At 75.0% G+C, this 24,439-nt stretch carries 19 protein-coding genes and 1 riboswitch; of the genes, 7 read left to right on the forward strand and 12 right to left on the reverse strand.

All coding sequences use genetic code 11. From position 1 onward, the window contains the following. Nucleotides 1-60: 60 nt before the first annotated feature. Complete coding sequence (gene metH / locus AB0H83_RS07605; RefSeq protein WP_360088470.1) at nucleotides 61-3,750, reverse strand: methionine synthase; 3,690 nt, start codon at nucleotides 3,748-3,750, stop codon at nucleotides 61-63. A 20-nt stretch (nucleotides 3,751-3,770) separates the two neighbouring features. Next, nucleotides 3,771-3,853, reverse strand: a riboswitch (S-adenosyl-L-homocysteine riboswitch). Between the two features lie 68 nt (nucleotides 3,854-3,921). Between metH and AB0H83_RS07610 the strand changes: the two genes are divergently transcribed. Further along, nucleotides 3,922-5,361 (forward strand): glycine hydroxymethyltransferase, encoded by a 1,440-nt coding sequence (locus AB0H83_RS07610; protein ID WP_360088473.1) that lies wholly within the window; start codon nucleotides 3,922-3,924, stop codon nucleotides 5,359-5,361. A 45-nt stretch (nucleotides 5,362-5,406) separates the two neighbouring features. On the opposite strand, the gene AB0H83_RS07615 is transcribed toward AB0H83_RS07610, so the two are convergent. After that, complete coding sequence (locus tag AB0H83_RS07615) at nucleotides 5,407-6,591, reverse strand: FAD-dependent monooxygenase (RefSeq protein ID WP_360088476.1); 1,185 nt, start codon at nucleotides 6,589-6,591, stop codon at nucleotides 5,407-5,409. A gap of 133 nt (nucleotides 6,592-6,724) precedes the next feature. On the opposite strand from AB0H83_RS07615, the gene AB0H83_RS07620 reads away from it, so the two are divergent. Then, nucleotides 6,725-7,957 carry a DUF2786 domain-containing protein gene (locus AB0H83_RS07620; protein ID WP_360088479.1) on the forward strand — a complete coding sequence of 411 codons (1,233 nt, stop codon included), beginning with the start codon at nucleotides 6,725-6,727 and terminating at the stop codon, nucleotides 7,955-7,957. Here AB0H83_RS07620 and AB0H83_RS07625 read toward each other — a convergent pair. Beyond that, nucleotides 7,954-8,628: a DUF998 domain-containing protein gene (locus AB0H83_RS07625; protein WP_360088482.1), complete on the reverse strand. Its 675-nt coding sequence runs from the start codon at nucleotides 8,626-8,628 to the stop codon at nucleotides 7,954-7,956. The two genes, AB0H83_RS07620 and AB0H83_RS07625, sit on opposite strands and share 4 nt — an antisense overlap. A 150-nt stretch (nucleotides 8,629-8,778) precedes the next feature. Between AB0H83_RS07625 and AB0H83_RS07630 the strand changes: the two genes are divergently transcribed. Together AB0H83_RS07630 and AB0H83_RS07635 are read left to right on the forward strand one after the other, a co-directional pair. Continuing rightward, on the forward strand, nucleotides 8,779-9,024 hold the full coding sequence (locus AB0H83_RS07630; RefSeq protein WP_360088485.1) for a hypothetical protein: 246 nt from the start codon (nucleotides 8,779-8,781) through the stop codon (nucleotides 9,022-9,024). 19 nt (nucleotides 9,025-9,043) lie between these two features. Continuing rightward, the gene (locus AB0H83_RS07635) at nucleotides 9,044-9,613 is read left to right on the forward strand and encodes a nucleotide disphospho-sugar-binding domain-containing protein (RefSeq protein ID WP_360088488.1); all 570 of its coding nucleotides are present in this window, start codon (nucleotides 9,044-9,046) and stop codon (nucleotides 9,611-9,613) included. A 188-nt stretch (nucleotides 9,614-9,801) separates the two neighbouring features. Here AB0H83_RS07635 and AB0H83_RS07640 read toward each other — a convergent pair whose 3' ends face one another. Both AB0H83_RS07640 and AB0H83_RS07645 read right to left on the reverse strand, forming a co-directional pair. Continuing rightward, a complete protein-coding gene (locus AB0H83_RS07640) occupies nucleotides 9,802-13,044 on the reverse strand; it encodes a hypothetical protein (RefSeq protein WP_360088491.1) in 3,243 nt (1,080 codons plus the stop codon). Between the two features lie 66 nt (nucleotides 13,045-13,110). Then, nucleotides 13,111-15,804, reverse strand: a complete 2,694-nt coding sequence (locus AB0H83_RS07645) for a CHAT domain-containing tetratricopeptide repeat protein (protein ID WP_360088494.1) — start codon at nucleotides 15,802-15,804, stop codon at nucleotides 13,111-13,113. A gap of 161 nt (nucleotides 15,805-15,965) precedes the next feature. On the opposite strand from AB0H83_RS07645, the gene AB0H83_RS07650 reads away from it, so the two are divergent. Together AB0H83_RS07650 and AB0H83_RS07655 are read left to right on the forward strand one after the other, a co-directional pair. Then, a complete protein-coding gene (locus AB0H83_RS07650; protein WP_360088497.1) occupies nucleotides 15,966-17,150 on the forward strand; it encodes a S8/S53 family peptidase in 1,185 nt (394 codons plus the stop codon). Nucleotides 17,151-17,260: 110 nt separating this feature from the next. Beyond that, nucleotides 17,261-18,361 carry a hypothetical protein gene (locus AB0H83_RS07655; RefSeq protein ID WP_360088500.1) on the forward strand — a complete coding sequence of 367 codons (1,101 nt, stop codon included), beginning with the start codon at nucleotides 17,261-17,263 and terminating at the stop codon, nucleotides 18,359-18,361. Nucleotides 18,362-18,377: 16 nt separating this feature from the next. Here AB0H83_RS07655 and AB0H83_RS07660 read toward each other — a convergent pair whose 3' ends face one another. The 6 genes from AB0H83_RS07660 to AB0H83_RS07685 all read right to left on the reverse strand — a co-directional run bounded on the left by AB0H83_RS07660 (nucleotide 18,378) and on the right by AB0H83_RS07685 (nucleotide 23,205). Further along, nucleotides 18,378-18,983 (reverse strand): response regulator transcription factor, encoded by a 606-nt coding sequence (locus AB0H83_RS07660; protein WP_360088503.1) that lies wholly within the window; start codon nucleotides 18,981-18,983, stop codon nucleotides 18,378-18,380. A gap of 76 nt (nucleotides 18,984-19,059) precedes the next feature. Then, on the reverse strand, nucleotides 19,060-20,172 hold the full coding sequence (locus AB0H83_RS07665; protein WP_360088506.1) for a histidine kinase: 1,113 nt from the start codon (nucleotides 20,170-20,172) through the stop codon (nucleotides 19,060-19,062). Nucleotides 20,173-20,200: 28 nt separating this feature from the next. Beyond that, a complete protein-coding gene (locus AB0H83_RS07670) occupies nucleotides 20,201-20,938 on the reverse strand; it encodes an ABC transporter permease (RefSeq protein WP_360088509.1) in 738 nt (245 codons plus the stop codon). 1 nt (nucleotide 20,939) lies between these two features. Beyond that, on the reverse strand, nucleotides 20,940-21,836 hold the full coding sequence (locus AB0H83_RS07675; RefSeq protein WP_360088512.1) for an ABC transporter ATP-binding protein: 897 nt from the start codon (nucleotides 21,834-21,836) through the stop codon (nucleotides 20,940-20,942). A gap of 221 nt (nucleotides 21,837-22,057) precedes the next feature. Next, nucleotides 22,058-22,219 (reverse strand): hypothetical protein, encoded by a 162-nt coding sequence (locus AB0H83_RS07680; protein WP_360088515.1) that lies wholly within the window; start codon nucleotides 22,217-22,219, stop codon nucleotides 22,058-22,060. 11 nt (nucleotides 22,220-22,230) lie between these two features. Then, nucleotides 22,231-23,205 carry a helix-turn-helix domain-containing protein gene (locus tag AB0H83_RS07685; protein WP_360088518.1) on the reverse strand — a complete coding sequence of 325 codons (975 nt, stop codon included), beginning with the start codon at nucleotides 23,203-23,205 and terminating at the stop codon, nucleotides 22,231-22,233. 71 nt (nucleotides 23,206-23,276) lie between these two features. On the opposite strand from AB0H83_RS07685, the gene AB0H83_RS07690 reads away from it, so the two are divergent. Then, a complete protein-coding gene (locus AB0H83_RS07690; RefSeq protein WP_360088521.1) occupies nucleotides 23,277-23,720 on the forward strand; it encodes a rhodanese-like domain-containing protein in 444 nt (147 codons plus the stop codon). A 19-nt stretch (nucleotides 23,721-23,739) separates the two neighbouring features. Here the strand turns inward: AB0H83_RS07690 and AB0H83_RS07695 are convergent, their stop codons facing one another. After that, the gene (locus AB0H83_RS07695; protein WP_360088524.1) at nucleotides 23,740-24,423 is read right to left on the reverse strand and encodes a class I SAM-dependent methyltransferase; all 684 of its coding nucleotides are present in this window, start codon (nucleotides 24,421-24,423) and stop codon (nucleotides 23,740-23,742) included. Nucleotides 24,424-24,439: the final 16 nt, after the last annotated feature.

The raw sequence follows: 24,439 nt of genomic DNA on the forward strand, positions 1-24,439 counted from the left end.
CGGACGCCACCGTGCCGGCCGGGCGTGGCCCGGCACCTGATCGCCGGGCCACGGGCAACGTCAGGACGGGTCGTAGGCGAGGTTGGGGCGCAGCCAGCGCTCGATCTCGGCGACCGGCAGGCCGCGCCGGGTCGCGTAGTCCTCGACCTGGTCGCGGCCGATGCGGCCGACCGTGAAGTAGCGCGAGTCGGGGTGGGCGAAGATGAGGCCGCTGACCGCGGCGGCCGGGGTCATCGCGAAGGACTCGGTGAGGGCCAGGCCCAGCTTGTCGGCCTCGAGGAGGTCGAAGAGGGCCTGCTTCAGGGAGTGGTCGGGGCTGGCCGGGTAGCCGAGGGCGGGCCGGATGCCGCGGAAGCGCTCCGCGTGCAGGTCCTCCAGGGCCGGGGTGGCGCCGGGCTCGAACCAGGCGCGGCGGGCCTCGAGGTGGATGTACTCGGCGAACGCCTCGGCGAGCCGGTCGGCCAGGGCCTTGACGAGGATGGCGCGGTAGTCGTCGTTGTCGGCCTCGTACCGGGCGGCGAGCTCCTCGGCGCCGTGGATGGCGACCGCGAAACCGCCGAGGTGGTCGGGGAAGGCGGCGGCGTCACCGGCGGGGGCGATGTAGTCGGCGAGGCAGCGGTTGGACCGGCCGTCGGGCTTCTCGGTCTGCTGGCGCAGCATCGGGAACGTGACCCGTGACCCGCCCCCCGGCACGTCCAGGACGATGTCGTCGCCAACGGCGGCGGCGGGCCAGAAGCCGTAGGCGCCGCGGGCGGTGAGGGAGCCGTTGGCGATGATCTCGTCGAGCAGGGTGTTGCCCTCGGCGAACAGCTCGGCGGCGACCGGCTGGTCCAGGATGGCCGGGTACTTGCCCTTCAGCTCCCAGGCGAGGAAGAAGAACTGCCAGTCGATCATCTCGCGGAGCGCCTGCAGGGGAGGCTCGACGATCCGTACACCGGTGAAGTCCGGCGTGGGGAGCTCGGCGAAGGACACGTCGGAGGCGTTGGCGCGGGCCTGCTCGAGGGTGAGCATCGCGGTGTGCCGGCGCTCGGCGTGCTGGCGGCGCAGGCGCTCCTGCTCCTCGCGGTTGTCGGCGGTGAGCTGCTCGACCCGCGCGGAGTCCAGCAGGCCGGCGACCACCCCGACGACGCGGGAGGCGTCCTGCACGTGGACGGTGTTGCCGTCGTACGCCGGTGCCACCCGCACCGCCGTGTGCTGCCGCGACGTGGTGGCGCCGCCGATGAGCAGCGGCAGCTTCAGGCCGCGGCGCTGCATCTCGGTGGCGACCGCGACCATCTCGTCCAGCGACGGGGTGATGAGCCCGGACAGGCCGATCGCGTCGGCGCCCTCGGCGACCGCGGTGTCGAGGATCTTCGCGGCGGGAACCATGACGCCGAGGTCGATGACCTCGTAGTTGTTGCAGCCGAGCACGACGCCGACGATGTTCTTGCCGATGTCGTGGACGTCGCCCTTGACGGTGGCCATGACGACCTTGCCCTGGCCGCTGCGGGTGGGGGTGCGGGCGGTCTCGGCGCGGCCCTCGTTGCGGGCGGCCTCGCGCGCGGCCTCCTTCTCCGCCTCCATGAACGGCTCGAGGTACGCGACGGAGCGCTTCATCACGCGGGCGCTCTTGACGACCTGCGGCAGGAACATCTTGCCGGACCCGAAGAGGTCGCCGACGACCTTCATGCCGTCCATGAGCGGGCCCTCGATGACCTCCAGGGGACGGGCCGCCTGCTGGCGCGCCTCCTCGGTGTCCTCCTCGATGAAGTCGACGATGCCGTGCACGAGCGCGTGGGACAGCCGCTCGTTGACCGGCGCCTCGCGCCACGACAGGTCCACGACCCGCTGGGTGCCGGAGCCGCTGACCGTGCCGGCGAACGTGACGAGCCGGTCGGTGGCGTCCTCGCGCCGGTCGAACAGGACGTCCTCGACGAGCTCGAGCAGGTCGGCGGGGATGTCGGCGTACACGGCGAGCTGACCGGCGTTCACGATGCCCATGTCGAGACCGGCCCGGACGGCGTGCAGCAGGAACGCGGAGTGCATGGCCTCGCGCACCACGTCGTTGCCGCGGAAGGAGAACGACAGGTTCGAGATGCCGCCGCTGGTACGGGCACCGGGGCAGCGCTGCTTGATCAGCGGCAGCGCGTCGATGAACGCCTTGGCGTAGCCGTTGTGCTCGGCGATGCCGGTGGCGACGGCCAGGACGTTGGGGTCGAAGATGATGTCCTCGGGGGCGAAGCCGGCGCGGTGCACGAGCAGGTCGTAGGCCCGGCCGCAGATCTCGACCTTGCGCTCGGCGCTGTCGGCCTGGCCGATCTCGTCGAAGGCCATCACCACGACGCCGGCGCCGTAGGAGCGGATGATCCTGGCCTGCTCCAGAAACGGCTCCTCGCCCTCCTTGAGGCTGATCGAGTTGACGACGCCCTTGCCCTGCACGCACTTGAGGCCGGCCTCGAGCACGCTCCAGCGGGAGCTGTCGATCATGATCGGGATGCGGGCGACCTCGGGCTCGGTGGCGATGAGGTTGAGGAATGTGGTCATCGCCTGCTCGCTGTCGAGCAGGTCGGCGTCCATGTTGACGTCGAGGAGGTTGGCGCCGCCGCGGACCTGCTCGAGGGCGACGTCGACCGCGCCCTGGTGGTCGTCGGACTCGATGAGCCGGCGGAAGCGCTTGGAGCCGGTGACGTTGGTCCGCTCGCCGATCATGACGAAGCCGGTGTCGGGGCCGATCTCGAACGGCTCGAGGCCGCTGAACCGGGTCGCCGGGGGCGGCGTGGGGACCTGCCGGGGCGCCATGCCCCGGACCGACTCGGCGATCCGGCCGATGTGCGCGGGCGTGGTGCCGCAGCAGCCGCCGACGACGTTGACCAGGCGGTCGGACACGAACCCGGCCAGCAGGCTGCCGGTCTCGGCGGGGGTCTGGTCGTAGCCGCCGAAGGCGTTGGGCAGGCCCGCGTTGGGGTGGGCCGCGACGTACGTGCCGGCGAGGCGGGCCAGGTCGGCGACGTGCGGGCGCATCTCGGCCGCGCCGAGGGAGCAGTTGACGCCGACGATGAGCGGGTGGGCGTGCTCGACGGAGCGCCAGAACGCCTCGACGGTCTGCCCGGACAGCGTCCGGCCGCTCAGGTCGACGATGGTGACCGAGATCCACAGCGGCAGTTGCGGGGCGACCTCGCGGGCCGCGGCGATGGCGGCCTTCACGTTGAGCGTGTCGAAGATCGTCTCGATGAGCAGCAGGTCGACGCCGCCCTCGGCGAGCGCGCTGATCTGCTCGGCGTACGCGGCGCGGACGGTGTCGAACGTCACCGCGCGGTACGACGGGTCGTCGACCCGTGGCGACAGCGACAGGGTGACGTTGAGCGGGCCGACGGATCCGGCGACGAAGCGGGGGCGCTCGGGGGTGGCGGCCTCGTCGGCGGCCTGCCGGGCCAGCCGCGCGCCCTGCACGTTCATGTCGCGCACCAGGCGCTCCAGGCCGTAGTCGGCCTGGGCGATGCTGGTGGCGGTGAACGTGTTGGTGGTGGTGATGTCGGCGCCGGCCGCCAGGTACTGCCGGTGGACGTCGAGGATCACGTCGGGCCGGGTGATGTTGAGCAGATCCGGGTTTCCGGTGACATCCTGGGTATGGTCGGCGGCGATCAGATCGGCGCGGTAGTCGGCGGGGGTGAGCCCGGCCGCCTGGAGCATGGTGCCCCACGCCCCGTCGAGCACGACGACCCGCTCGTCGAGCAGCGCGCGCAGGTCACCGATCGCCGTTGTCCTCGCCATGGATCCACCTTCCGTGGGTGAGACGGAAGGCGCCCTTGCGAATGATGAAACCAGGTCGAGCGTGGCGGATCGTCGATGATCCGTTGCAGCGCCTCTCGTCCTGAGCCGTTGATTCTACCGGATTCTAGCCTGTTACCGTGGTTCGCCGTTACCCAGTCGAGAGGTCCCGTCATGAGCGCGCAAAGTTCCGAATCGATCGCGGTCAATGCCGCCCTCGACGTGGTTCGGGCCGTCGAGCCGCGGATCGCGGACGCCATCGCAGGTGAACTGACCGCCCAGCGCGAGTCGCTGAAGCTCATCGCCAGCGAGAACTACGCCTCCCCCGCCACATTGCTGGCGATGGGCAACTGGCTCAGCGACAAGTACGCCGAAGGCACTGTCGGGCGGCGCTTCTACGCCGGGTGCCAGCAGGTCGACACCGTCGAGTCCATTGCCGCGGAGCACGCCCGGGAATTGTTCGGCGCGTCACACGCCTATGTTCAACCACATTCTGGGATCGATGCCAACCTGGTGGCGTTCTGGGCCGTGCTGGCGCAGCGGGTCGAGGCCCCGTTCCTGCGGGAGGCCGGCGTCCGGCAGGTCAACGACCTCACCGAGAGTGACTGGGCGAAGCTCCGGCACGACTTCGGCGACCAGCGGATGCTCGGCATGTCCCTGGACGCGGGCGGGCACCTGACCCACGGCTTCCGGCCGAACATCTCCGGCAAGATGTTCCACCAGCGCAGCTACGGCACCAACCCGCAGACGGGCCTGCTGGACTACGACGCGCTGCGCGAGACCGCCCGCGAGTTCCGCCCGATGATCATCGTCGGCGGCTACTCGGCGTACCCGCGGAAGGTGAACTTCGCGACGCTGCGCGAGATCGCCGACGAGGTCGGTGCCACCCTCATGGTCGACATGGCGCACTTCGCCGGGCTCGTCGCCGGCAAGGTCTTCACCGGCGACTTCGACCCGGTGCCGCACGCGCACATCGTGACCACCACGACCCACAAGACGCTGCGCGGCCCGCGCGGCGGCATGGTCCTGTGCCAGCCGGAGCTCGCCGACCAGGTCGACCGGGGCTGCCCGATGGTGCTCGGCGGCCCGCTGCCGCACGTCATGGCCGCCAAGGCGGTCGCGCTCGCCGAGGCGCGCACCGCGCCGTTCCGCGACTACGCCCAGCGGGTCGTGGACAACGCCGCCGCCCTCGCCGACGGGCTGCTGCGCCGCGGCGTGCACCTCGTCACCGGCGGCACCGAGAACCACCTGGTGCTCATCGACGCGTCCCAGCTCAACGGGGCGCCGACCGGGCTCACCGGCCGGCAGGCGGAGGCGGCGCTGCTGGACGCCGGCATCGTGACCAACCGCAACGCGATCCCCCACGACCCCAACGGTGCCTGGTACACCTCCGGCGTGCGCATCGGCACCCCGGCGCTGACCAGCCGCGGTCTCGGCGTCAACGAGATGGACACCATCGCGGAGCTCATCGCCACCGTGCTGACCACCACCCGCCCCGCCGCGGACTCCAAGGCGAAGTACACCCTCGACGCGTCGGTTGCGGCGAAGGTGTCCGGGCAGGCGTCGGAGCTGCTCGCCGGGTTCCCGCTGTACCCGGAGATCACGCTGCGCTGAACGTCCGGTCCCGGCGCCGCTGGCGCGGCGCCGGGACCGCACCAGTTACGCCGGCGCGGCCGCCCGAAGCTCCGCGTGCACGTCGTAGGAGTGGATCCAGCTGACCATGTCGGGCAGGTTGGCCAGGCGCTCGTTGCGGGCCTGCGCCTCCGGCCCGTCGGGCACCTGGAAGCACTTCGCGTTGCCCCGCGAGCCGAGCTGCAGCTGCCGGGCCCGCGGTTTGCGGACCGCCTCGTACGCCGCGAGGGCCTGGGCGACCGTCAGGTCCGGCTGCCCCAGGAAGTGCGCGAGCACCGCCACGTCCTCGACGGCCTGGTTGCTGCCCTGCCCGGCGTGCGGCAGCATCGGGTGCGCCGCGTCGCCGAGCAGCGTGACCCGGCCGGTGCTCCACTGCCGCAGCGGCTCCCGGTCGAACAGCGCCCAGCGGCCGGTGTCCTCGACCGCGCCGAGCATCGCCAGCACCGTGTCGTTGAAGCCCTCGAACGCGGCGACCGCCTGGCTCGCGTCGCCCTTCGCCGACCACGACTCGTCGGTCCACGCCTCGTCGCGCGTGTACGCCACGAAGTTGATCAGCTCGCCGCGGCGTACCGGATAGACCACGAGGTGACTGACGGGGCCGAGGAAGAACGTCAGGCCCATCCGGTCGCCGCCCGGGACCCGGTCGACCGGGACGAGCCCGCGGAAGCAGCTCATGCCGGCGAACACGGGCTCGTCGGGCCCGGCGACGTGCCGGCGGACCGTCGAGCGGACCCCGTCGGCGCCGATCACGAGGTCGGCGTGGGTGGTGCTGCCGTCGGCGAACGTGACGTCGACCCCGTCGGGCGTCTCGTCGACCGTGACGCAGCGCCGGCCGAGCTGGACCTCGCCGCCGCCGGCGCGGAACGCGTCCAGGAGCACCTGCTGCAGGTCGGCGCGGTGCAGGCCGAGGAACGGCGCACCGAAGCGGTCCGTGTACCAGTCGCCCATCGGGTGCTCGTAGAACAGCTCACCGGTGCGCCACTCGTGGAACTGGATGCGCTGCAGGTCGGAGCCGACCTCGCGCAGCGCCGGGCCGAGCCCGAGCCGGTCCATCAGCCGGGTGCCGTTCGCCCCGAGCGACACCCCGGAGCCGATCGCTCCGAACGTGGCCGCCTGGTCGTACACCTCGACCTCGTGCCCCTCGGCCCGCAACGCGATCGCCGCGGTGAGACCACCGATGCCGGATCCGATGACTACGACGCGTGAAGTCATAACACCTTCTTGACTGGAGTCCCTGGCGAAACAGCGACGGGAGCCTATCACCGAAAATCCACAGTGGAGGATGTGCGTCGCGGCACCCGGCGCGGTCACAGATCGTCACGCGGCGCACGGGTAGCCTTGCCCGGTGCGGACGGCGGCGGAACAGATCAGGGCGGTGCTCGACGGCAGCGTCGGCTATGAACGCGGCCTCGACACGCTGACCGTCACGCCCGCCGCCGACGTCGACCCGGCGCTGTTCGCCGCGGTGCAGGCGGCCTGCGCGAGGCTGTTCGAGCGCGGCTGGCAACCCGGCGAGCTGCACCGGGTCGTCGCGCGGCGCGGCGCCGTGCCACACACCCAGCTGGTCACCGACGCGGTCGCGGCGCACCTGCGGGGCTTCCCGCCGGCGGCGGTCGACCCGCGCTGGCGGGCCCAGGCCGACGCGCTCGGCGCCGCCGTCTGGTGGGCGGCCGACGGCGGTTACGTCGACGGGCTCGCCGCCCGGTGGCGGGTCGACCGGGTCGAGGTGCTCGACACGGTGCTGGTGCTGCTCGGCATCCTGCGGACCCTGCCGCCGATCGAGGTGCTCGTCCCGCCGCCGGGCTCGCCCGCTGCCGGTGTCCTCGGTACCGCCGTCTCTGGTACCGCCGGGACCGCGCGGGTCGACGACCGGCTGCTCGACCGGGTGCGGGCGCTGCTGGCGAAGGCGGAGTCGACCACGTACCCGGCCGAGGCGGAGACGTACACCGCGAAGGCGCAGGAGCTGATCGCCCGGCACAGCATCGACGAGGCGCTGCTCGTCGCCCGGGGCGGCTCGGCGGCCGTCGTGCCGTTCGCCCGGCGCATCGGCGTCGACCACCCGTACGAGAACGAGAAGGCCGCCCTCCTCGACGCCGTCGCCGGCGCGAACCGCTGCTATGCGGTGTGGTCGCCGGAGCTCGGGTTCGCGACCGTGTTCGGGTTCGACAGCGACATCGACGCCGTCGACCTGCTGCACACGTCGCTGCTGGTACAGGCGAACCGGGCCATGTCCGCGGCCGAGCCGTCCGGCGGGCAGGCCGGCGGCAAGGCCGGCCGGGCCCGGTTGAAGACGTTCCGGCAGTCGTTCCTGGTCGGGTTCGCGGTCCGCATCGGCGAGCGGCTCGCCCAGGCGAGCGAGGCCGCCGTCACCGACGCCGCCCAGCCCCCGCCGGGCGGGGCACCGGGCGCGGCGCCCGACCTGCTGCCGGTGCTCGCCGCCCGGGACGCGCAGGTCCGGGAGACGATGCACCGGATCTTCCCGCGTACGGTCCGCGGCCGCGGCACCCGCGTCGACAGCGACGAGGGCTGGGACTCCGGCCGCGCCGCCGCCGACCGCGCCGCGCTGCACCGAAGCTAGCGCCGCGGCAGGCCCGCGATCGCGGCGGCGATCCAGTTCCAGGCGACGGCCACACCGAGGAACAGGGTGAGCGCGCCCGCCTCGCCGCCCGTCATGGCCCAGCCGAGACCGAGCGCGAACAGCACCCCGGCGACCCGGCCGGTCACGGCCCAGCGCTGCCGCCCTTCGGCGCGGAACCGGGACGCGAGGACGAAGCACAGCGCGATCATCGAGAAGAACGACAGGCTGCCGCCGGCGTTGTGCAGGATCATGTGCCCGCTCATCGTGGTCAGCGGGGCGTCGGGGGTACCGAGCGGGAACCCGTCGCTCGCGTCCATCTCGAACACTGCCGCGACCAGCAGCCCCACCCCGATCAGCAGGAACAGCGCCGGCCCCCAGGTGCGCCCCCGGCCGCCGCGCAGCAGCCGGCGGGCCCCTGCGGCGCCGGCGATGCTGAGCAGCCCGGTCACCACGAAGCTCGTGGACTGCACCCAGCCGGGCTCGCCGAGCGCGAGCATGCTGACCGGGTGGCGGGTGATGTCGTACCCGTCGCGGACCGCCGCCTGCACGACGGCCGCCACGGTGAACAGTGGTGCGGCGAGGGCCCCGGCCCCGGCCAGCAGCGCCACGCGGGAGCCTCGCGCGGGCGCGACGGTGCTGGTGATCCGGCCGGGAGTGGCGGTGTCAATCATGATCGGGCCCTTTCGGTGACGTCGGGAGCGCCGCGGTTCGTGCGCTCACTGACGCGTCGAACGGCCCGCCATGATTTCGACGGCCCTCCGCGGAATTCTTGGAGGCGGTGCCCGCTGAACCGGGGCGGCGCCGGGTGCGTGGACCGGGGTATGCGGGTCCTCTTCACCGCGTGCCCGATGTTCGGGCACGTCAACCCGATGCTGCCGCTGATCGACGCGGCCCGCGACGCCGGGCACGACGTCGTCGTCGCGACGGGCGCCGACGTGGTCGCCCACCTGCGGGGCCGCGGTGTCACCACGTGGACCGCCGGCCCGACGCACCGCGAGGCCGGCGGCGGCCCCGGCGCGGACTGGCTCGCGTACTTCACCGGGGTCGGCGGGGTCGGCGGAGCATGAGCGGATCTGGCGGGACGCGGTGCCGCTGCGCCCCGTCGCCGGCACCCCGGCCCCCGGCGAGCGGCTGCCGAGGGAGCTGGACGCGCTGCCGTACGAGCGGACGGTGCACGTCACCCTCGGCACCGTCTTCCACGACAACCGCAACGTGCTGCACACCGCGATCGCGGCGCTGTCGGCGCTGCCGGTGAACGTGGTCGCCACCGTCGGCCCGGCCGTCGACCCCACCGGCTTCGGCCGGCAGCCGGCGCACGTGCTGCTGGCCCCGTACCTGCCGCACACCCTGCTGCTGCCCCGCTGCACCGCCGTCGTCTCCCAGGGCGGCGCCGGGGTCATGCTCGGCACGCTCACGCACGGCCTGCCGCACCTGGTCCTCCCTCAGGGCGGCGACCAGTTCATGAACGCGGAAGCCATCGAGCTCTCCGGCGCCGGCCTGGCCCTGCACCCGGCCGAGGTCACCGGCGCCTCGGTCGCCGACCGGCTCACCCGCCTGCTGGAGGAGCCCACGTTCCGCGCCGCCGCGGCGTCGGTACGCACCGAGCTCGCCGCCATGCCCGACGCCCCGACGGTGCTACGCACCCTCACCAGCTGACCGGCCGAGCCCTTTCACCGGCCGGAACACCCCGGCGGCGCGGCGGGCGTTCACCAGGCGGCCGGGCAAGGCTCGACGGCATACCGATCCGCCACCGGGTCGCCGGAAACAGCCCAGCGGCCGGGCGGTCACCGGGTGGCCTGAGACGCGCGAAGCGCGGGCCGACGGCATGACGGCTCGCCACGCGCCTATCTGGTGGCCGGGGACGGCTCGGCGGGGGTGCCCACCGGACGGCGGCGGCGTAAGTGGAGGGCGGTGCTCGCCGACAGGGCGCCGCCGAGGGCGGCGAGCAGCAGCCCGGATCCGGCGGCGGCGGCCGGCAGGCCGGTCGGGATACCGAGGTACACGGTGATGCCCAGGATCCGCGACAGGCCCCACGGCAGGAGGGCGAGCTGATCGTTCCAGACGGTGAGGGCGCGCTCCAGGCCGATGGCGGCGACCAGGCCGCCCAGCAGCGCGAGGGGCACGCCGGCGGCGATCAGCAGGGTGCCGGCGACCCAGCGGCGGGGCAGCCGGTGCCCGTCGCGCAGGGCGAGGGCCGTCGCCACGAACAGCCAGGCGAACGCCGCGAACGCCACGCAGATGTAGACGGACCTGGCCGCCGGCTCGGTCCAGAACCGCAGCCAGTAGAGCCCCGGGCCGCGCACCGCGAGGACGGCGAGGAGCAGCACGGTCCGCAGCAGTGCGACCCCGCCGATCGCGGCCCACAGGCGGAACGGGTCGCGCCGCCCGAGCAGCAGCCTGGCGGTCACCGCGAACAGCAGCCACGCGCCCAGCGTCACCACCAGATGCGCGGACGCCGCGAACCAGGTGAACACCAGACGGCTCGCCACCAGAGCCAGCGCGGGCACGGCCACCACCACGACCCGGTCGGCGCGCGTCGGCACACCCACCCGGCCCGCCCCGCCGCCCGCCGGCTCGCCCGCACCGGAAGCCGCGGCAGGCACCGCGGCGGGGGCCGCGACAGGAAGCGAGGACGGCACCGCGGCGGGGACGATGTCGGCGAGCCGCCACGGCCGCGTCGCGCCGATCCACAACGCCCGCAGCCCTCCCCCACCCAGACTGCCTCCCCCACCCAGACTGCCTCCCCCACCCGGACGGCCGGAGCGCCGGCCGCGGCGGCCCACCAGGGCGCCGGCGGCCAGGGTCGCCAGCACGGCGACCAGCAGGGCCCTGGCCAGCCAGGCCATGGGCAGGTCGCGGTCGGCCCGGGCCGCGCCCAGGTCGGCGGCGGTGAAGTTGTACGCGGGCAGGTCCACGTCGCCGCCGTACCGCGTCACGTGCGCCTCGCGGGCGGCAAGGTAGCGGCGCTCAGCGTCGCGCCACGCGGCGTGGGCGGAGCCGTCGCCGGTGTCGAGCCACTGCGCGTGCCGCAGCACCATGGCGCGGTACGCCCCGAGCGTGGTGAACAGGTCCGCCTCGTAGGTGAGCGTGTCGACCAGCTTCGCCCGCAGCGCCGGGTCGCGCCAGGTGCCCGGATCGGTGTCCGCGACCAGCGCCCGCATCCGCCCGGCCAGCTCCACCGCCCGCTCCCCCTCGGCGACGGCCGCACCGACCGGGTCGGCACCCGGGCCACCGGCGTCGCGGGTCACCGCGTAGATGCTGGCGAGGGCCGCCGAGTCGCCGGTGACGATGTCCCACTCGAAGATCCACATCATGGGTGGCGGCTCGAGGCCCAGGGCGCGCACCGACCGGTCCGCGTACGCGCCGATGTAGAGCCCCTTCGTCACCGCCTCCCGCGACAGCGCCAGCATCTCGCACACCGCGGCCACGGTCGCCGGGTCGGCCGAGAACGTCTGCCGCACCCAGTCGGCGGTCAGCTGCTCCGCCGGCGTGTCCGGGTCCCGCGCCAGCCGCCCGAGGGTGTACGCATTGAGGTCATACAGCTGCCAGAACCCGTTGTGCAGGTAGAGCGACATCGGCCCGGCGCGCAGCGGACCGCCGTCCTGCGTCCACGTCCAGACGCCCTCGACGTGCGGGTTGGCCGCGAGGAACCGGCGCAGCGCCTGCTGGTGCAGCCCGGTCAGGTCGTTGGGCAGCGCCCCGAAGCCCTCGAACTCGCGCCGTGCCTGGAACTCCACGATCCGCCGGTGCGTGCCGGTCTCCAGCGTGCCGTTGAACGGCAGGTGGCTGTAGAAGTCGCCGAGCGTGTACTTCGTCGACACGATGAGGTGCGGGTCGTCGATGCCGCCGAGGACCTCCTCGTAGGACGCCGGGTTGGTGTGCAGGTCGCCGACGGCGCCGACGCCGACGGTCCAGGTGCGGAAGATGACCTCCTTGCCCGCGGTGCCGGCGGTCTGCAGCAGGGCCCGGAGCATGGCCCGCACGGCGCCGGCGCTGGTGACCGCGAGCTTCGAGGCGTAGTCCCAGCCGGGCTGCGCGTAGACCTCGCCGCCCTCGCCGATGCGGACCATGAGCCCGGCGACGAACGGCATCGAGGTGAACAGCTCGGCCAGGCCCAGCTGATACACCTGCCAGAACCACGGGTCCTCGACGGCGTGCCCGCCGAACTGCCGCTGCAGGTAACGCTCCAGCGGCGGCGACACGGCGAGCATGTCGGTGAGCAGGTAGACCCGCATGCCGAGGTCGGCGGCGTGGCGGAAGACGGGGGCGAACGCGGCGACGAGCGCCTCGGCGCGGGCGATGTGCGCGTCGCCCGCCGGGTAGACGGCGTGCCCGTCGCCGACACCCGAGAACGTCACGTATTCCAGGAAGCCCGGGACGACCACGCCGTTGTAGCCCTGGGCGAGGGAGTGCTCGACGAACTGCCGGAACTGCGCGGCGATCCGGTCGGCGGCGGCCCGGTCGACCCACGGCGCGGCCGGCAGCAGCGCCCCGCCGACCACGTCGGTGTTGAGCGAATAGTCGGTGCCGGCGGCGAACCCGGCCGGGTCGGGCTCCCGGCCGACGGACCCGGCGTCGGTGAGCCGCAGCCCCAGCCGCGGCGCGAACACCGCCGGCCCCTGCGCGGGCAGCACCGCCGCACCGGAGCGGATCCGGTCGGCGACCGCATACAGCCCGGCGACCGCGCCGCTCACCCCGGCGGCCTCGACGGTGATCCCTGAGGCGTCACCGACCAGCCGGTAGGCCTCCGGCGACGGACCAGGCGGCGCTCCGCCGACGACGACGCGCAGCACCTCACCGTCCGATGCGGCGCCGATCGCGGGGCGGGGCAGGCCGCGCTGGACGAGCGCGTCGGCGACCGCCGCGGCGGCCAGGGCGAGCCGCGCGTCGCCCGGCCGGTCGTGCACGATCGCGCCGATGCGCGGCGGCGGGACCAGGGGCGTCACCGGCGCGGCGGCCGCCCGCTCGGCCGGCACCGCGGCCGGGCGGAACGACAGCCCGAGCGCGCCGCCGACGCCCCAGGCGACGAGCGCACCCAGCGCCAGCAGCAGCACGGCTGCGCTCAGCGGGGTCCACGGGCGTCGCATGCGGCACATCGTAGAGCCGGGGTCCGACAATTCCGCCGGCCGAACCAGAGAGAAACTCGTAAACGGTCAGCCCGCGCCGAAGCACACGAAGCTGTCCGTGCTCGCCCGCAGCGCCGGCGGGAGGGCCCGCGCGGTCGCCTGGGCCATCGCCAGCGCCGCCGCCGGACGGTGCCCGGCGCCGAGGTGGGCGTACAGGTCGCGCATCAGCCGCCGCGTCGCGCCGTCGTCGACCGGTCCGGTGCTCGCCACCACGGTCGCGGTGCCCATGTTCAGCAGCGCCGAGACCAGGCCCATCAGCTCGTCGCCCGGGTGCACGGCGGCCAGGCCGGTGTCGCAGCCGGACAGCACCAGCAGCGCCGGCGGCCGGCGCAGGACCGACAGGTCGTAGACGGTCAGCGGACCGTCGGCCAGCATGAGGAACGAGAACAGCGGGTTGTCCACCCGAAACTCGCCGTGCGAGGCGACGTGCCCGATCGCGGCCCCGTCGAGGGCGGCGAGCGCCGGCGCGACCCGGGCCCGCTCACCGGCGAGGACCTCCGGCGCGGGCCGCCCGGCGGCGCGCTCGTCGGCGGCGATCTGCTCGACCTCGTCGGCCGCCTGCGCCGCGGACGGCGCGCCGACGAGCACGGTGGGCCCGGCGGCCGGCGGCTGGGTCGCGACCCGCCACCAGATCGCGGCGGACGGGGCGACGGTCGTCGAGCGCCCCCGCAGCCGGGGCAGCATCGCCCACGGCATCGCGTGCAGCGCCCCGGTCGGCACCAGCACCATCGCGCCGGTGTCGCCGATGAGGTCGGCGACCGGGTCGAGCAGCAGCCGGTCCAGGGCCTCGACGCCGCGGGCGACCCGGCCGGCGCTGGCGCCGCCCTGGCCGAGGATCTGCCTGCGCAACGCGATGCGCAGGTGCTCCAGCTCGGTCGCCACCGGCGCGATCGGCCCGACGACCCGGTGCGTGACGCGCGGCGCGACCCGGGCCCCGCCAGAAGCAGCACCAGAAGCAGAAACACCAGCACCAGGCCGCGGGGACACCACGAGCGCGTGCAGGACCCCGTCGATGGCGAGCAGCTCCAGCAGGACCCGCCCGTCGAGCGCCGCGACGAGGTCGGCGAACGGCACGTCCGTCCGCGCGGTGGGGCCGGAGCCCGGCACGCGCCACGAGCGGCGGCGGATCTCCGCCTCCAGGGACCGCTGCCGGCGCAGCAGCCGCCCGGCGCGCTGCGGGCCGGCCGGCGCGGCGGCCAGCTCGCCGGTGATGCGGCGCAGCTCGCTGAGGTGCCGGGCCACCACCGGGTCGCTGGACGGGTGGGTGGGCGGCAGCGACAGCGCCGCGGACCGGCAGCGCTGCGCCCAGGTGAGGGCCTCGCGGGGGCCGCCGTGGTCGAGGGCGAGCCGCAGCCGCAGCCCCGCGAGGGCCGCCGCCTCGACGCTGCCGCGCACCCGCAGCTCGGTCGCGCCGAGGCTGGCGCGGTACTCGTCGGCGATGCGCAGCCCGGCGGTCGCGGCCCGGGCCGCCTCGGCGGTGGCCCCGCGGGCGAGGGCGAGCCGGGCGCGCACGTGCGACCACCGCACCCGCAGCGGCGCCGGCCCGAGCTTCGCCGCGGCGGCGGCCTCGGTGAGCAGCTCCGCGGCGGTGTCCCGGGCGCCGAGGTCGACGGCGAGCTGCGCGGCGTCCAGCAGCGCCTCCCAGCCGGGGTGCGGCCAGCCGGCCGCGACCAGGGCCCGCCCGGCGGTGGTCAGGTCCCGCAGCGTGCCGCGGTGCGCGCGGCCCGCGGCGACGACGGCGGCAAGCTCGGCGACCCTGGCCCGCGCGATCCACACGCCGCGCTTCTGGCGGGTGAACACCTTGCGGGCGGCGGCGGCCGCGGCCTTGGACTCCTCGGCCCGGGAGGCGCCCGCGGCGAGCGCGAGCCGGGCCAGCATCAGGTGCGCCTGGCCGAGGACCGAGTCCAGGTGCCCGTCGGTGCAGGCGGCGATGGCGGCGCGGATCGCGGTGTCGGCCTCCGGCAGCAGGCGTACCGACAGCAGCAGGTCCGCGCGGTCGAGCAGGCTGACCGCGTCGACGCCGGTGTTCCACAGCCGGTCGTGGGCCCGGTCGTAGCGGGCCAGGGCGGTCGGCACGTCACCGGCCTGCGCGGCGACGAAGCCCAGGTTGTGCTCGACCTGCGCGGCGGCGGTCGCCATGCCGAGCCGGTTGTAGAGCGCCTGCGCGGCCCGCAGGTCGGCCTCGGCGAGGCGCAGGTTGCCGCGGAACCCGTGCAGCACCCCGCGGTTGGTCAGCGTCCGGGCCTCCCACACCGCGTCGCCGGACTGGCGGAACGCGCGCAGCGCCCCCCGGTACAGCTCCATCGCCTCCCGGTCGAAGCCGAGCCGGCGCAGGATCAGGGCCCGCTGCATCGTGGCCCGGGCCCGGCGCTGCCCCTGCAGGTCCGCCATGGCCCGGTCGATCTCGCGCAATGCCGCCGTGGGACGGCCGAGGTCGTCGAGGATGAGGGCGTGGCTCATCCGGGCCTCCGCCTCGTACTGCGTCAGCCGGTGCCGGCGGGCGACCGCGATCGACGCGCGCAGGTGCCGGGCGGCGTCCGCCGCGTCGTGCCGGGCGCGGGCGGCCAGGCCCAGCGTGCGCAGCGCCACCGCCTGCGCGGCGTGGTCGCCGCCGCGCCGGGCGTCGCGCAGCGCCGCGTCCGCGAGGGCCCTGGCCTTGCCGGGGTCGGCCATCACGACCGGCAACAGCCGCTGGGCCAGCTCGTCGGCGGTGGAGGACACCCCCGATGTGTACCACGGTGCGGGGGGCGCGCGAGGATCCGCGTACCGGTGTATCACGGGCGGCCGGCGGCGACTCATGTCAGCGGTCCGTCTGTTGATAGGTGCGCGCACGAACCGATTCGCCAGTTGACCGCGAAGTTGTGATCGCCTGAGGAGCAAGCATGTCCGCTGCACGGGAACGTCTGGAACGGTGGCTGCACGCCCGCGACGAGCGCCTGGCCGCCCTGCCGTGGCTGCGCACGGAGACGCAGGCCGGCCGCACGGTGCGGTTCGTCGCCGACGAGATCCTGGTCCAGGACTCCGGCACCGCGCTCGCGCACCGCACCCTGACCGGCCTCGGCCACCGCACCAGCGAGATCACCGAGGACGAACCGTCGGCCGGGCTGCGCCGGCTGCGCACGTCCGGGCTGGACGTCTCCGCCGCCGTGCGCCGGCTGCGCGGCGAGCTGCCGAAGGGGTCGGTCGTCGGCGCCAACCACGTCTTCATGTCCACCCCGCACGAGCACGGCGGCCCGTTCGGCCCGCCGGTCGCGGTCGACGCCCCGCCGGCGAAGCTGGTCCCGTCGACGGACACCACCGCCCCCGTGCGCGTGGTCGTCATGGACACCGGCATCTGGCTGGACAGCCCGCTGCCGGCCGGTTGCTACACCGCGACGCCGGAGAACCACGAGACGGTGCTGGACGACGACGCCGACGGCATGCTCGACTCCGACGTCGGCCACGCGAACTTCATCGCCGGGATCGTCGCGCAGGACACCGCCGGCGCGCAGGTGCGCATCGTGAAGGTCCTCAACAGCTTCGGCGTGTGCACCGAGGCCGACCTCGCCGCCGCGATCACCGGGCTCACCGACACCGACGTGCTCAACCTGTCCCTCGGCGGCTACTCCGTCGGTGACCTGCCGCCCGTGGCGCTGTCCGCCGCGCTGCAGGCGTTCCTCACCGACGGCACGGCCGGCGGCGGGCGGGTCGTGGTCGCCGCCGCCGGCAACAACGGCATCGCCGACCGGCCGTTCTGGCCGGCCGCGTTCTCGGCGGGCACCGCGGGCTGGGCCGGGCAGGTCCTCGCCGTCGCGGCGCACGACGGCACCGCGGTCTGCGAGTGGAGCAACACCGGCCCGTGGGTCACCGTCGCCGCGCCCGGCGCCGACGTCGTCAGTACGTACATCAACCACGCGCTGTTCAGCAGCGGCTGGGCGGCGTGGAGCGGCACGTCGTTCGCCACGCCGAAGGTCGTCGCCGCGATCGTCGACCGGGTCGCGACGGCCGGCTCGGTGACCGCCGCGGCCGCCGCGGTCCGCGCCGAGGCGCAGAGCACCCCGCTGGGCGGCTACCCGGCCCTGCACTGACGGAAGAGCCGGCCGCCGTCGCCGCGGCGGCCGGCTCTCCAGATGGCACACACGTACGAACGTGAATGTTCGTGAATCCCGCACTATTGGTTACCCTCGATGTACCAATAGTGACGGGATCGACGAATGCCATGATCACCGACGGCACCCTGCTGGTGCACTGCTCGGCCAACCAGGCGCTGCGCTGCGCGCCGGTCGCCGAGCGGCCCGGCGCGGGCCTGGTCGTCTCGCCGCACCAGCGCGACGAGGCGGGCCTGCTCGCCACCGCCGCGTACCTGCTGCGCCAGCGCCGGTTCGAGGCGCCGCTGCTGCTGGACGCGGCCCGCTACGCGGGGCAGGCGCGGCTGCCGGCGAGCGCGCCGTTCAACCCGCGTTGGCTGCGCCGGCAGCGGGAGCTGGGGCTGCCGGTGCTCACCGACTCCGGGTACGTCGACAGCGGCGACGAGCCGGGCCTCGCCGGGATCCTGCGCCGCACCGCCGTGCTGCCCGGCACGATCGCCGTCCTGCCGCTGCACCCGGCCTGGCTGCAGGACCGGCTGCACCGCACCGTCCTGACCGGCCACATCAGCGCCGCCGGGGTGCCTGTGGCGCTGGTACTGGAGGCCGTCCGCGACCCGTTCGCCCTCCCCGGCGTCGTCGAAGGGCTCCTGGCGGTGCTCGGCTGCGGCGTGCCGACGCTGCTGCTGCGCTGCGACGTCTCGGCGCTCGGCGCGCTGTGCCACGGCGCGGTGGCCGCCGCCGTCGGCACCGTGGCCGGCCTGCGCCACCTCACGCCCCGGACCCCGCCGCCGCGCCCCGGCGCCGGCCCGCACGGGTTCCGCCCGGCGGCGCCGTCGGCCGTGTTCCGCCCGGCGCTGTCGTACCGCCGCATCGGCGCCATCGCCAGGGCGCACCGCCGCCACCGGGACCCGGAGCTGTTCGGCTGCGCCTGCACCGTCTGCGACGGCCGCGACGTGGACTGGATGGCCGCGCTCAGCGACCGCGACCGGGAGGTGCCCGCGTTCGAGCACTCGATCCGCGTCCTGCAGGACCTGCGCGACGAGCTGCTGCCCCGGGACCAGCCGCGGAGCACGGCGGCGCGCAGCTGGACGGCGCGGTGCGCGGACGCGCAGTACCGCTCCCGCGAGCTCGGCTGGGACGCCGCCCCGATGCTGCGGCACTGGCAGCGCCACGGCCCGACCGGCACAACGGCGGCCAGAACGGCGGCCTGACCGGCGCCTACCCGCGTCACAGCCAGCCGTTGGACTGCGCCACGCCGACCGCCTCGATGCGGTTGCGGGTGCCGGTCTTCGTGATCGCCGCCGACAGGTAGTTGCGCACCGTGCTCTCCGACAGCCGCAGCCGAGCGGCGATGTCGGCGACGGTCGCCCCGCCCGCCGACTCACGCAGCACGTCGCGCTCCCGGTCGGTGAGCGGGTCCGGCCCGGCGGCGAGGGCGGCCGCGGCGAGGGCCGGGTCGACGACCCGCTCCCCGGCGTGCACCCGGCGCACCGCCACCGCCAGCTCCTCGACCGGCCCGTCCTTCACCAGGAAGCCGCTCGCCCCCGCCTCCATCGCGCGCCGCAGGTACCCGGGCCGCCCGAACGTCGTCAGGATCAGCACCCGGCACCCGGGCAGCCGCCGGCGCAGCTGCCCGGTCGCGGTGATCCCGTCGCCGCCGGGCATCTCGATGTCCAGCAGCGCCACGTCGGGCCGCTCCCGCACCGCGACCGGCACGATCTGGTCGCCGGTCGCCACCTGCGCGACCACCTCGAGGTCGGGCTCCAGGCCGAGCAGCAGCGCGAGCGCGCCACGCATCATGCCCTGGTCCTCGGCCAGCAGCACCCTGATCACCGGCGCACCCCGCCGGGGCCGCTGACGGCCGCACCCCGCCGCGGCCCGCACCCCGCCGCACCCCGCCGCGGCGCGGTCACAGCGGCACCCTGGCGACCAGCGCGAACCCGCCCTCGTCCCGAGCGCCCGCCCGCAGCGTGCCGCCGGCCGCGCCGAGCCGCTCGGTCAGCCCCCGCAGCCCGTTGCCGAACCCGGCGCCCGCGGCACCCGCAGCGGTGGCGGCGCCGTCGTCGACGACGCTGAGCGCCGCCGCGCCGTCCACGGTGGCGATCTCGATGTCGCAGCGGCGCGCGCCGCTGTGCCGCACCACGTTCGTCGTCGCCTCCCGCAGCGCCCAGGCGAGGAGCCGGTCGGCGCCGTCCGGCAGCGGGTCCGCGGTGCGCTGCACCGACGCGGTGATCCCGGCGCTGGACAGCATCCCCTTCGCCCGGGTCAGCTCCGCGGTCAGGCCGGCCTCCCGGTACCCGGTGACCGCCTCCCGGATCTCCACGAGCGCCCGCCGCCCGATGTCCTCGATGTCGCCGGCCTGCGCGGCCGCGGTGGACGGGTCGCGCTCGGCGATACGCCGGACCACCTCCGCCTTCACCACGATCACCGACAGGGTGTGGCCGAGCAGGTCGTGCAGGTCCCGGGAGAAGCGCAGCCGCTCCTCCGCGACGGCGGCCGTGGCCAGGGCCTCCCGGGTGCGCTGCAGCTCGCGGATCAGCCGGCCCATCTGGCGGACCGCACCGACGAGCCCCGACGCGAGCACGGTCGCGATCATGACGCTGATGAGGCGTGCCGCGTCCGCGTGGTGCAGCAGCCCGAGCAGCACCTCCAGCACCAGCACCGCCGCGAGCACCGTCACGGCCACGGTCAGCCGCTCCCGGCCGCCGTACACCGCCGTCCCGCACGTGCCCACGAACAGCAGCACGACCAGCCAGCGTTCCCCGTACGCGGCGGCGAGGGCCACCCCGAGCGCCGCCACGACCCCGAACCCGGCGGTCGCGACCCGGTCCAGGTCCTCGCGGTGGTCGAACCCCAGGACGCTGAGCAGCGCGTACGCGACCGTGAACAGCCCGAGCCCGGCCCCGGCGACGATCCCGCCCGGCGTCGCGGTGACCGTGCTGGCCGGGTCGAGCAGCGGGAACGTCCACACCCCGACCCAGAGCAGCCCACCGGCCGACGGCCTCCACCGTTGCACGGGCATGCGCCCCACCCTAATCCCCTGCCTCTGCCTACAGGCTCACGGTGCCGCGGACCGACCGGCGGAACCCGGCGACGGCCAGCACCCCGAACGCCGCCGTCCAGGCGGCGAGCGTCACCAGGTCCGTGCCGGTCGGCGAGCCGCCGAAGGCGACCTGCCACGACATGTCGGCGTACGCGTGGGTCGGCAGCCACCGCCCGGCCGCCGCCACCCAGCCGGGCAGCGCCTCCAGGGGCAGCCACAGCCCGCCGGCCACCGACATCCCCAGGTACACGAGCAGGTTGAGCGGCTGCACCGTCTGCGCGGTCGCCAGGTACCCCATGCCGAGGCCGAGCAGCGCGAACGGCGCCGCGCCCAGCCACAGCAGCGGCACGACCGCCAGCCACTGCCCGGCGTCCAGCCGCACCCCGTTGACCAGCACGGCGGCGGCGCACAGCGCGGCCACCGGCACGACCGCGGTCGCCATCGCCGCGAGCCCCTTGCCGACGACGACCCGCACCGGCGACAGCGGCGTGAGCCGCAGCTGTCGCATCCAGCCGATCGACCGGTCGACGACCACGCCGGAGGCGTAGTTGAGCAGGGCGCCGACCGCGCCGTACCCGGCCATGCTGACCATCGCGTACGTCGCGGCGACGTCACGGTCCTGCCCGGTGAGCCCGGGGATGTTGGTGAAGAGCAGGTAGCTCAGCAGCGGCATGACCACGGTGAGGATGAGCATGCCGGGCGAGCGGGCCAGCCGCCGCAGCTCCAGCCGGATGTATGCGCGCACGTCAGACCCCTTCGGTGAGCAGTTGCGCTGCGGTCAGGGACAGGAACGCCTCCTCCAGCCCGGCGCCGGCGACCTCGATGTCGCGGACCAGGCCGGCGGCGGCGAGCGCGAGCACCGTCGCGTCGGCGTCGGTGGTGGTGAGCGCGACCCGCCTGCCCCGGCCGGCGACCGCGACGACCCCCGGCAGGGCCGCGTAACCGCCGGCGGGCGCGGCCGCGGCGACGGTCACGGTGTGCACGCCGACGCGGCGCTTCACCTCGGCGGCGGTGCCGTCGGCGATGACCGTGCCCCGGTCGAGCACGACGATCCGGTCGGCGTTGCCGTCGGCCTCGTCCAGGTGGTGGGTGGAGAACAGCACGGTGCGGCCCAGCGCGGCGTACCCGCGGATCGCCGCCCAGCACTCCCGCCGGGACTGCACGTCCAGCGCCGCCGTCGGCTCGTCGAGGATCAGCAGGTCGGGCCGGCCGATGACGGCCATCGCGAAGCGGAGCCGCTGCTGCTGCCCGCCGGAGAGCCGCTCCACGGTGCGCCGGGTGAGCCCGCCGAGGCCGGCGAGGGCCAGGGCCTCGGCGACCGGCATCGGCCGCGGGTACACCGCGTGCAGGAACTCCAGCAGGTCACCGACGCTCGAGCGGGGCGGCACCCCACCGGCCTGCGGCATCGCGCCGACCCGGCCGGCGGCGACGGCCGCGGCGACCGTCCCGCCGAACAGCCGCACCGTGCCGGTCCGCGGCGGCAGCATGCCCAGCAGCATGAGCAGCGTCGTGGACTTGCCGGCGCCGTTCGGCCCGAGCATCGCGACGACCTCGCCCGCGCCGATCCGCAGCGACACGTCCCGCACGGCGGGCTCTGTGCTGCCGTAGGCGTAGGACACGTGCTCCAGCTCGACCGTTGTCATGCCTCGACGCTAGGGTCCGCACCCCGGCGGCGGCAGATGCGTGTGTCGCGCCCCGGCGGTGACAAATGTCCTGCCGGGTGCACGGTTCAAGATCGGTTCAGGAGGCGTACAGGCGACGCACGACCGCCTCGATGTCGGGCTCCTCGATGGTCAGGTCGTGCACGACGTGCGAGCGCCGCGCGACGGCGGCGAGGATCGCCGCGACGGTCGTCTCCCCCGGCTCAGCCGCCGAGCGTGCCCCCGGCCGCGGCGACGGCGGCGGTGATGACGCCGGCCCGGATCAGCCCGAACACGCTGTTGGTGAACGCGCCCGCGAACGCCGCCAGGCGGTAGGTGGACCATCGCCGGAAGCCGATGCCGGCGAGCGTCAACCAGAGGCGCACGACGGGTGAGCCTACGCGCCGCCGGTGCGGAAGGCGTGCCGGTACGCCGACGGCGAGGTGCGCATCGTGTTGGCGAAGTGGTGGCGGTACGTGACCGGCGTGTCGAATCCGACGGCGGCCGCGATCTGCTCGATCGGGGTGTCGGTGGACTCCAGCAGCGCCAGGCTCGCCTGGACCCGCTGCCGGATCAGCCAGCGGATCGGGCTGGTGCCGGTGGTGCGGGTGAAGTGCCGCAGGTACGTCCGCGGCGACATGTGCGCCTGCCGGGCCAGGGCGTCGACGGTGAGCGGCTCGGCGAGGTGCGCGAGCGCCCAGTCGACGCTGCGCGCGATCCGTCCGTCGGCGCCCGGGTCGCCGGCGCCCGGGCGGATGGGCATCGGGGCCTCGATGTACTGGGCCTGGCCGCCGTCGCGGTGCGGCTGCACGACGAGCCGGCGGGCGACGGCGTTGGCGATCGCGGCGCCGTGGTCGGCGCGCACCGCGTGCAGGCACAGGTCGAGGCCGGCGGCGCTGCCGGCGCTGGTCCACACGTCGCCGTCGGCGAGGTAGAGCACGCCCGGGTCCACGTCCACGGCCGGGAACCGGCGCTGCAGCAGCTCCGCATAGCGCCAGTGGGTGGTGGCGCGCCGGCCGTCGAGCAGCCCGGCGGCGGCGAGGGCGAACGCGCCGGAGCAGATGGACAGGATGCGGGCGCCTCGGGTGTGGGCGGTGCGCAGCGCGTCGAGGACCGCGGCCGGCGGGTCGCGGTGGACGTCGGCGACGCCGGGCACGACGACGGTGTCCGCGGCGGCGAACTCCGCGAGCCCGAACGGTGTGGTGAGCGTCGCGCCGCCGATCATCGGCACGGGCGCGTCGCTGGGGGCGCAGACGGCCAGCCGGTACCAGGGGCGCTCGAACTCGGGCCGGGGCAGCCCGAACACCTCGGTGACGATGCCGGTCTCGAACGCCGACATGCCGGGGTACAGCAGTACCGACACCTCCAGCATGGCGGTATCTTAGCGGAGCGTGGCATTCACGCCACTGTCGCGCGGCGGACCTCGCGCAGCACGATGAGCGCATGACGAACACTGCCGCCATCGAGCACTTCACCGCACGCCTGCGGTTCGAGACCGACGTCAGCGACGTGCACGCGGCCCTGCAGGCCGGCACTGAGGCGGGCACCCCCGGCTACGTCGTGGTCGACTCGCGCGGCGCGCAGGCGTGGGCGCAGGGGCACCTGCCGGGCGCGGTGCACCTGCCGACCGCGCAGATCGCCGCGCGCGCCGCCGAGCTCGTGCCGGCCGGCGCGCAGGTCGTCACGTACTGCTGGGGCCCCGGCTGCAACGGCGCGACCCGGGCGGCGCTGGAGTTCGCGAAGCTCGGGTACCAGGTCAAGGAGATGCTCGGCGGCTACGAGTACTGGGTGCGGGAGGGCTTCACGTACGTGTCGCCGGACGGGCCGGACCGCCGCCCGGCCGACGAGCTCACCGCGCCCCGCTGGGCGGTCTCATGCGACTGCTGACACCGTCGTGACGTCCGGCTCACACGACGGCGGTCAGCCAGTGCCGGCCCGGGTCGAGGTGGCGCTCGAAGCGCAGACCCGCGCCGGCCAGGGCGGCGTGCAGGTCGGCGCGGCTGAGCCGGCGGGTGGCGAACCGGTGCGACCAGGTGCCGCCGTCCGGCCCGGCCACCCGGTACGTGCACACCGCCTGCAGGACGGTGCCGTCGTGCGACAGCGGCGTGTCGGTCACCTCGATGTCGCCGATGCGGCCGGTGACGGGGCGCATGGCGGCGAAGACCCGGTCGAACCAGGCGGGCGGCAGCCACTGGATCAGGACCCGCCCGTCGGCCGCGAGGTGCCGGCGGCAGGCGGCCAGCAGCCGGCCCCGCACCCGGTCGTCGGGGGTGTTGACGAGGTGGCTCGCCAGCAGTACCACCGGAAACCGCCGATCCAGGTCGAGGGCCTCGATGTCGGCCAGGACAGTGGTGGCGCCGCGCACGTGGGCGAGCATCTCCGCGGAGTTGTCGACGGCGGTGACGGGGTGGCCGAGGCCGGTCAGCGGGTGGGTCAGCCGGCCGGCGCCGCAGCCGAGGTCGAGGATGTGCGCGCCGGGCGGCACCGCCGCGTGGATCACCGCGGGCTCGCCGGTCGCGGGCAGCAGCGCGTACAGCTGCACCGGGCAGCCGTCCGCGGTGACCGCACCCGCCTGCGCTGCCCCGTCCACCGCACCACGGTCCCAC

This window comes from Dactylosporangium sp. NPDC050688 (assembly GCF_040654515.1).
In the GTDB taxonomy this organism is placed as follows: Bacteria; Actinomycetota; Actinomycetes; order Mycobacteriales; family Micromonosporaceae; genus Dactylosporangium.

Bases quoted from the DNA above. Each gene is read 5' to 3' on its own strand.
- AB0H83_RS07625 (WP_360088482.1), bottom strand. From the start codon at position 8,628: ATGATTGACACCGCCACTCCCGGCCGGATCACCAGCACCGTCGCGCCC.
- AB0H83_RS07675 (WP_360088512.1), bottom strand. From the start codon at position 21,836: ATGACAACGGTCGAGCTGGAGCACGTGTCCTACGCCTACGGCAGCACA.
- AB0H83_RS07665 (WP_360088506.1), bottom strand. From the start codon at position 20,172: ATGCCCGTGCAACGGTGGAGGCCGTCGGCCGGTGGGCTGCTCTGGGTC.
- AB0H83_RS07640 (WP_360088491.1), bottom strand. From the start codon at position 13,044: ATGCGACGCCCGTGGACCCCGCTGAGCGCAGCCGTGCTGCTGCTGGCG.
- AB0H83_RS07685 (WP_360088518.1), bottom strand. From the start codon at position 23,205: ATGCTGGAGGTGTCGGTACTGCTGTACCCCGGCATGTCGGCGTTCGAG.
- AB0H83_RS07650 (WP_360088497.1), top strand. From the start codon at position 15,966: ATGTCCGCTGCACGGGAACGTCTGGAACGGTGGCTGCACGCCCGCGAC.
- AB0H83_RS07610 (WP_360088473.1), top strand. From the start codon at position 3,922: ATGAGCGCGCAAAGTTCCGAATCGATCGCGGTCAATGCCGCCCTCGAC.
- AB0H83_RS07630 (WP_360088485.1), top strand. From the start codon at position 8,779: ATGCGGGTCCTCTTCACCGCGTGCCCGATGTTCGGGCACGTCAACCCG.
- metH (WP_360088470.1), bottom strand. From the start codon at position 3,750: ATGGCGAGGACAACGGCGATCGGTGACCTGCGCGCGCTGCTCGACGAG.
- AB0H83_RS07615 (WP_360088476.1), bottom strand. From the start codon at position 6,591: ATGACTTCACGCGTCGTAGTCATCGGATCCGGCATCGGTGGTCTCACC.
- AB0H83_RS07690 (WP_360088521.1), top strand. From the start codon at position 23,277: ATGACGAACACTGCCGCCATCGAGCACTTCACCGCACGCCTGCGGTTC.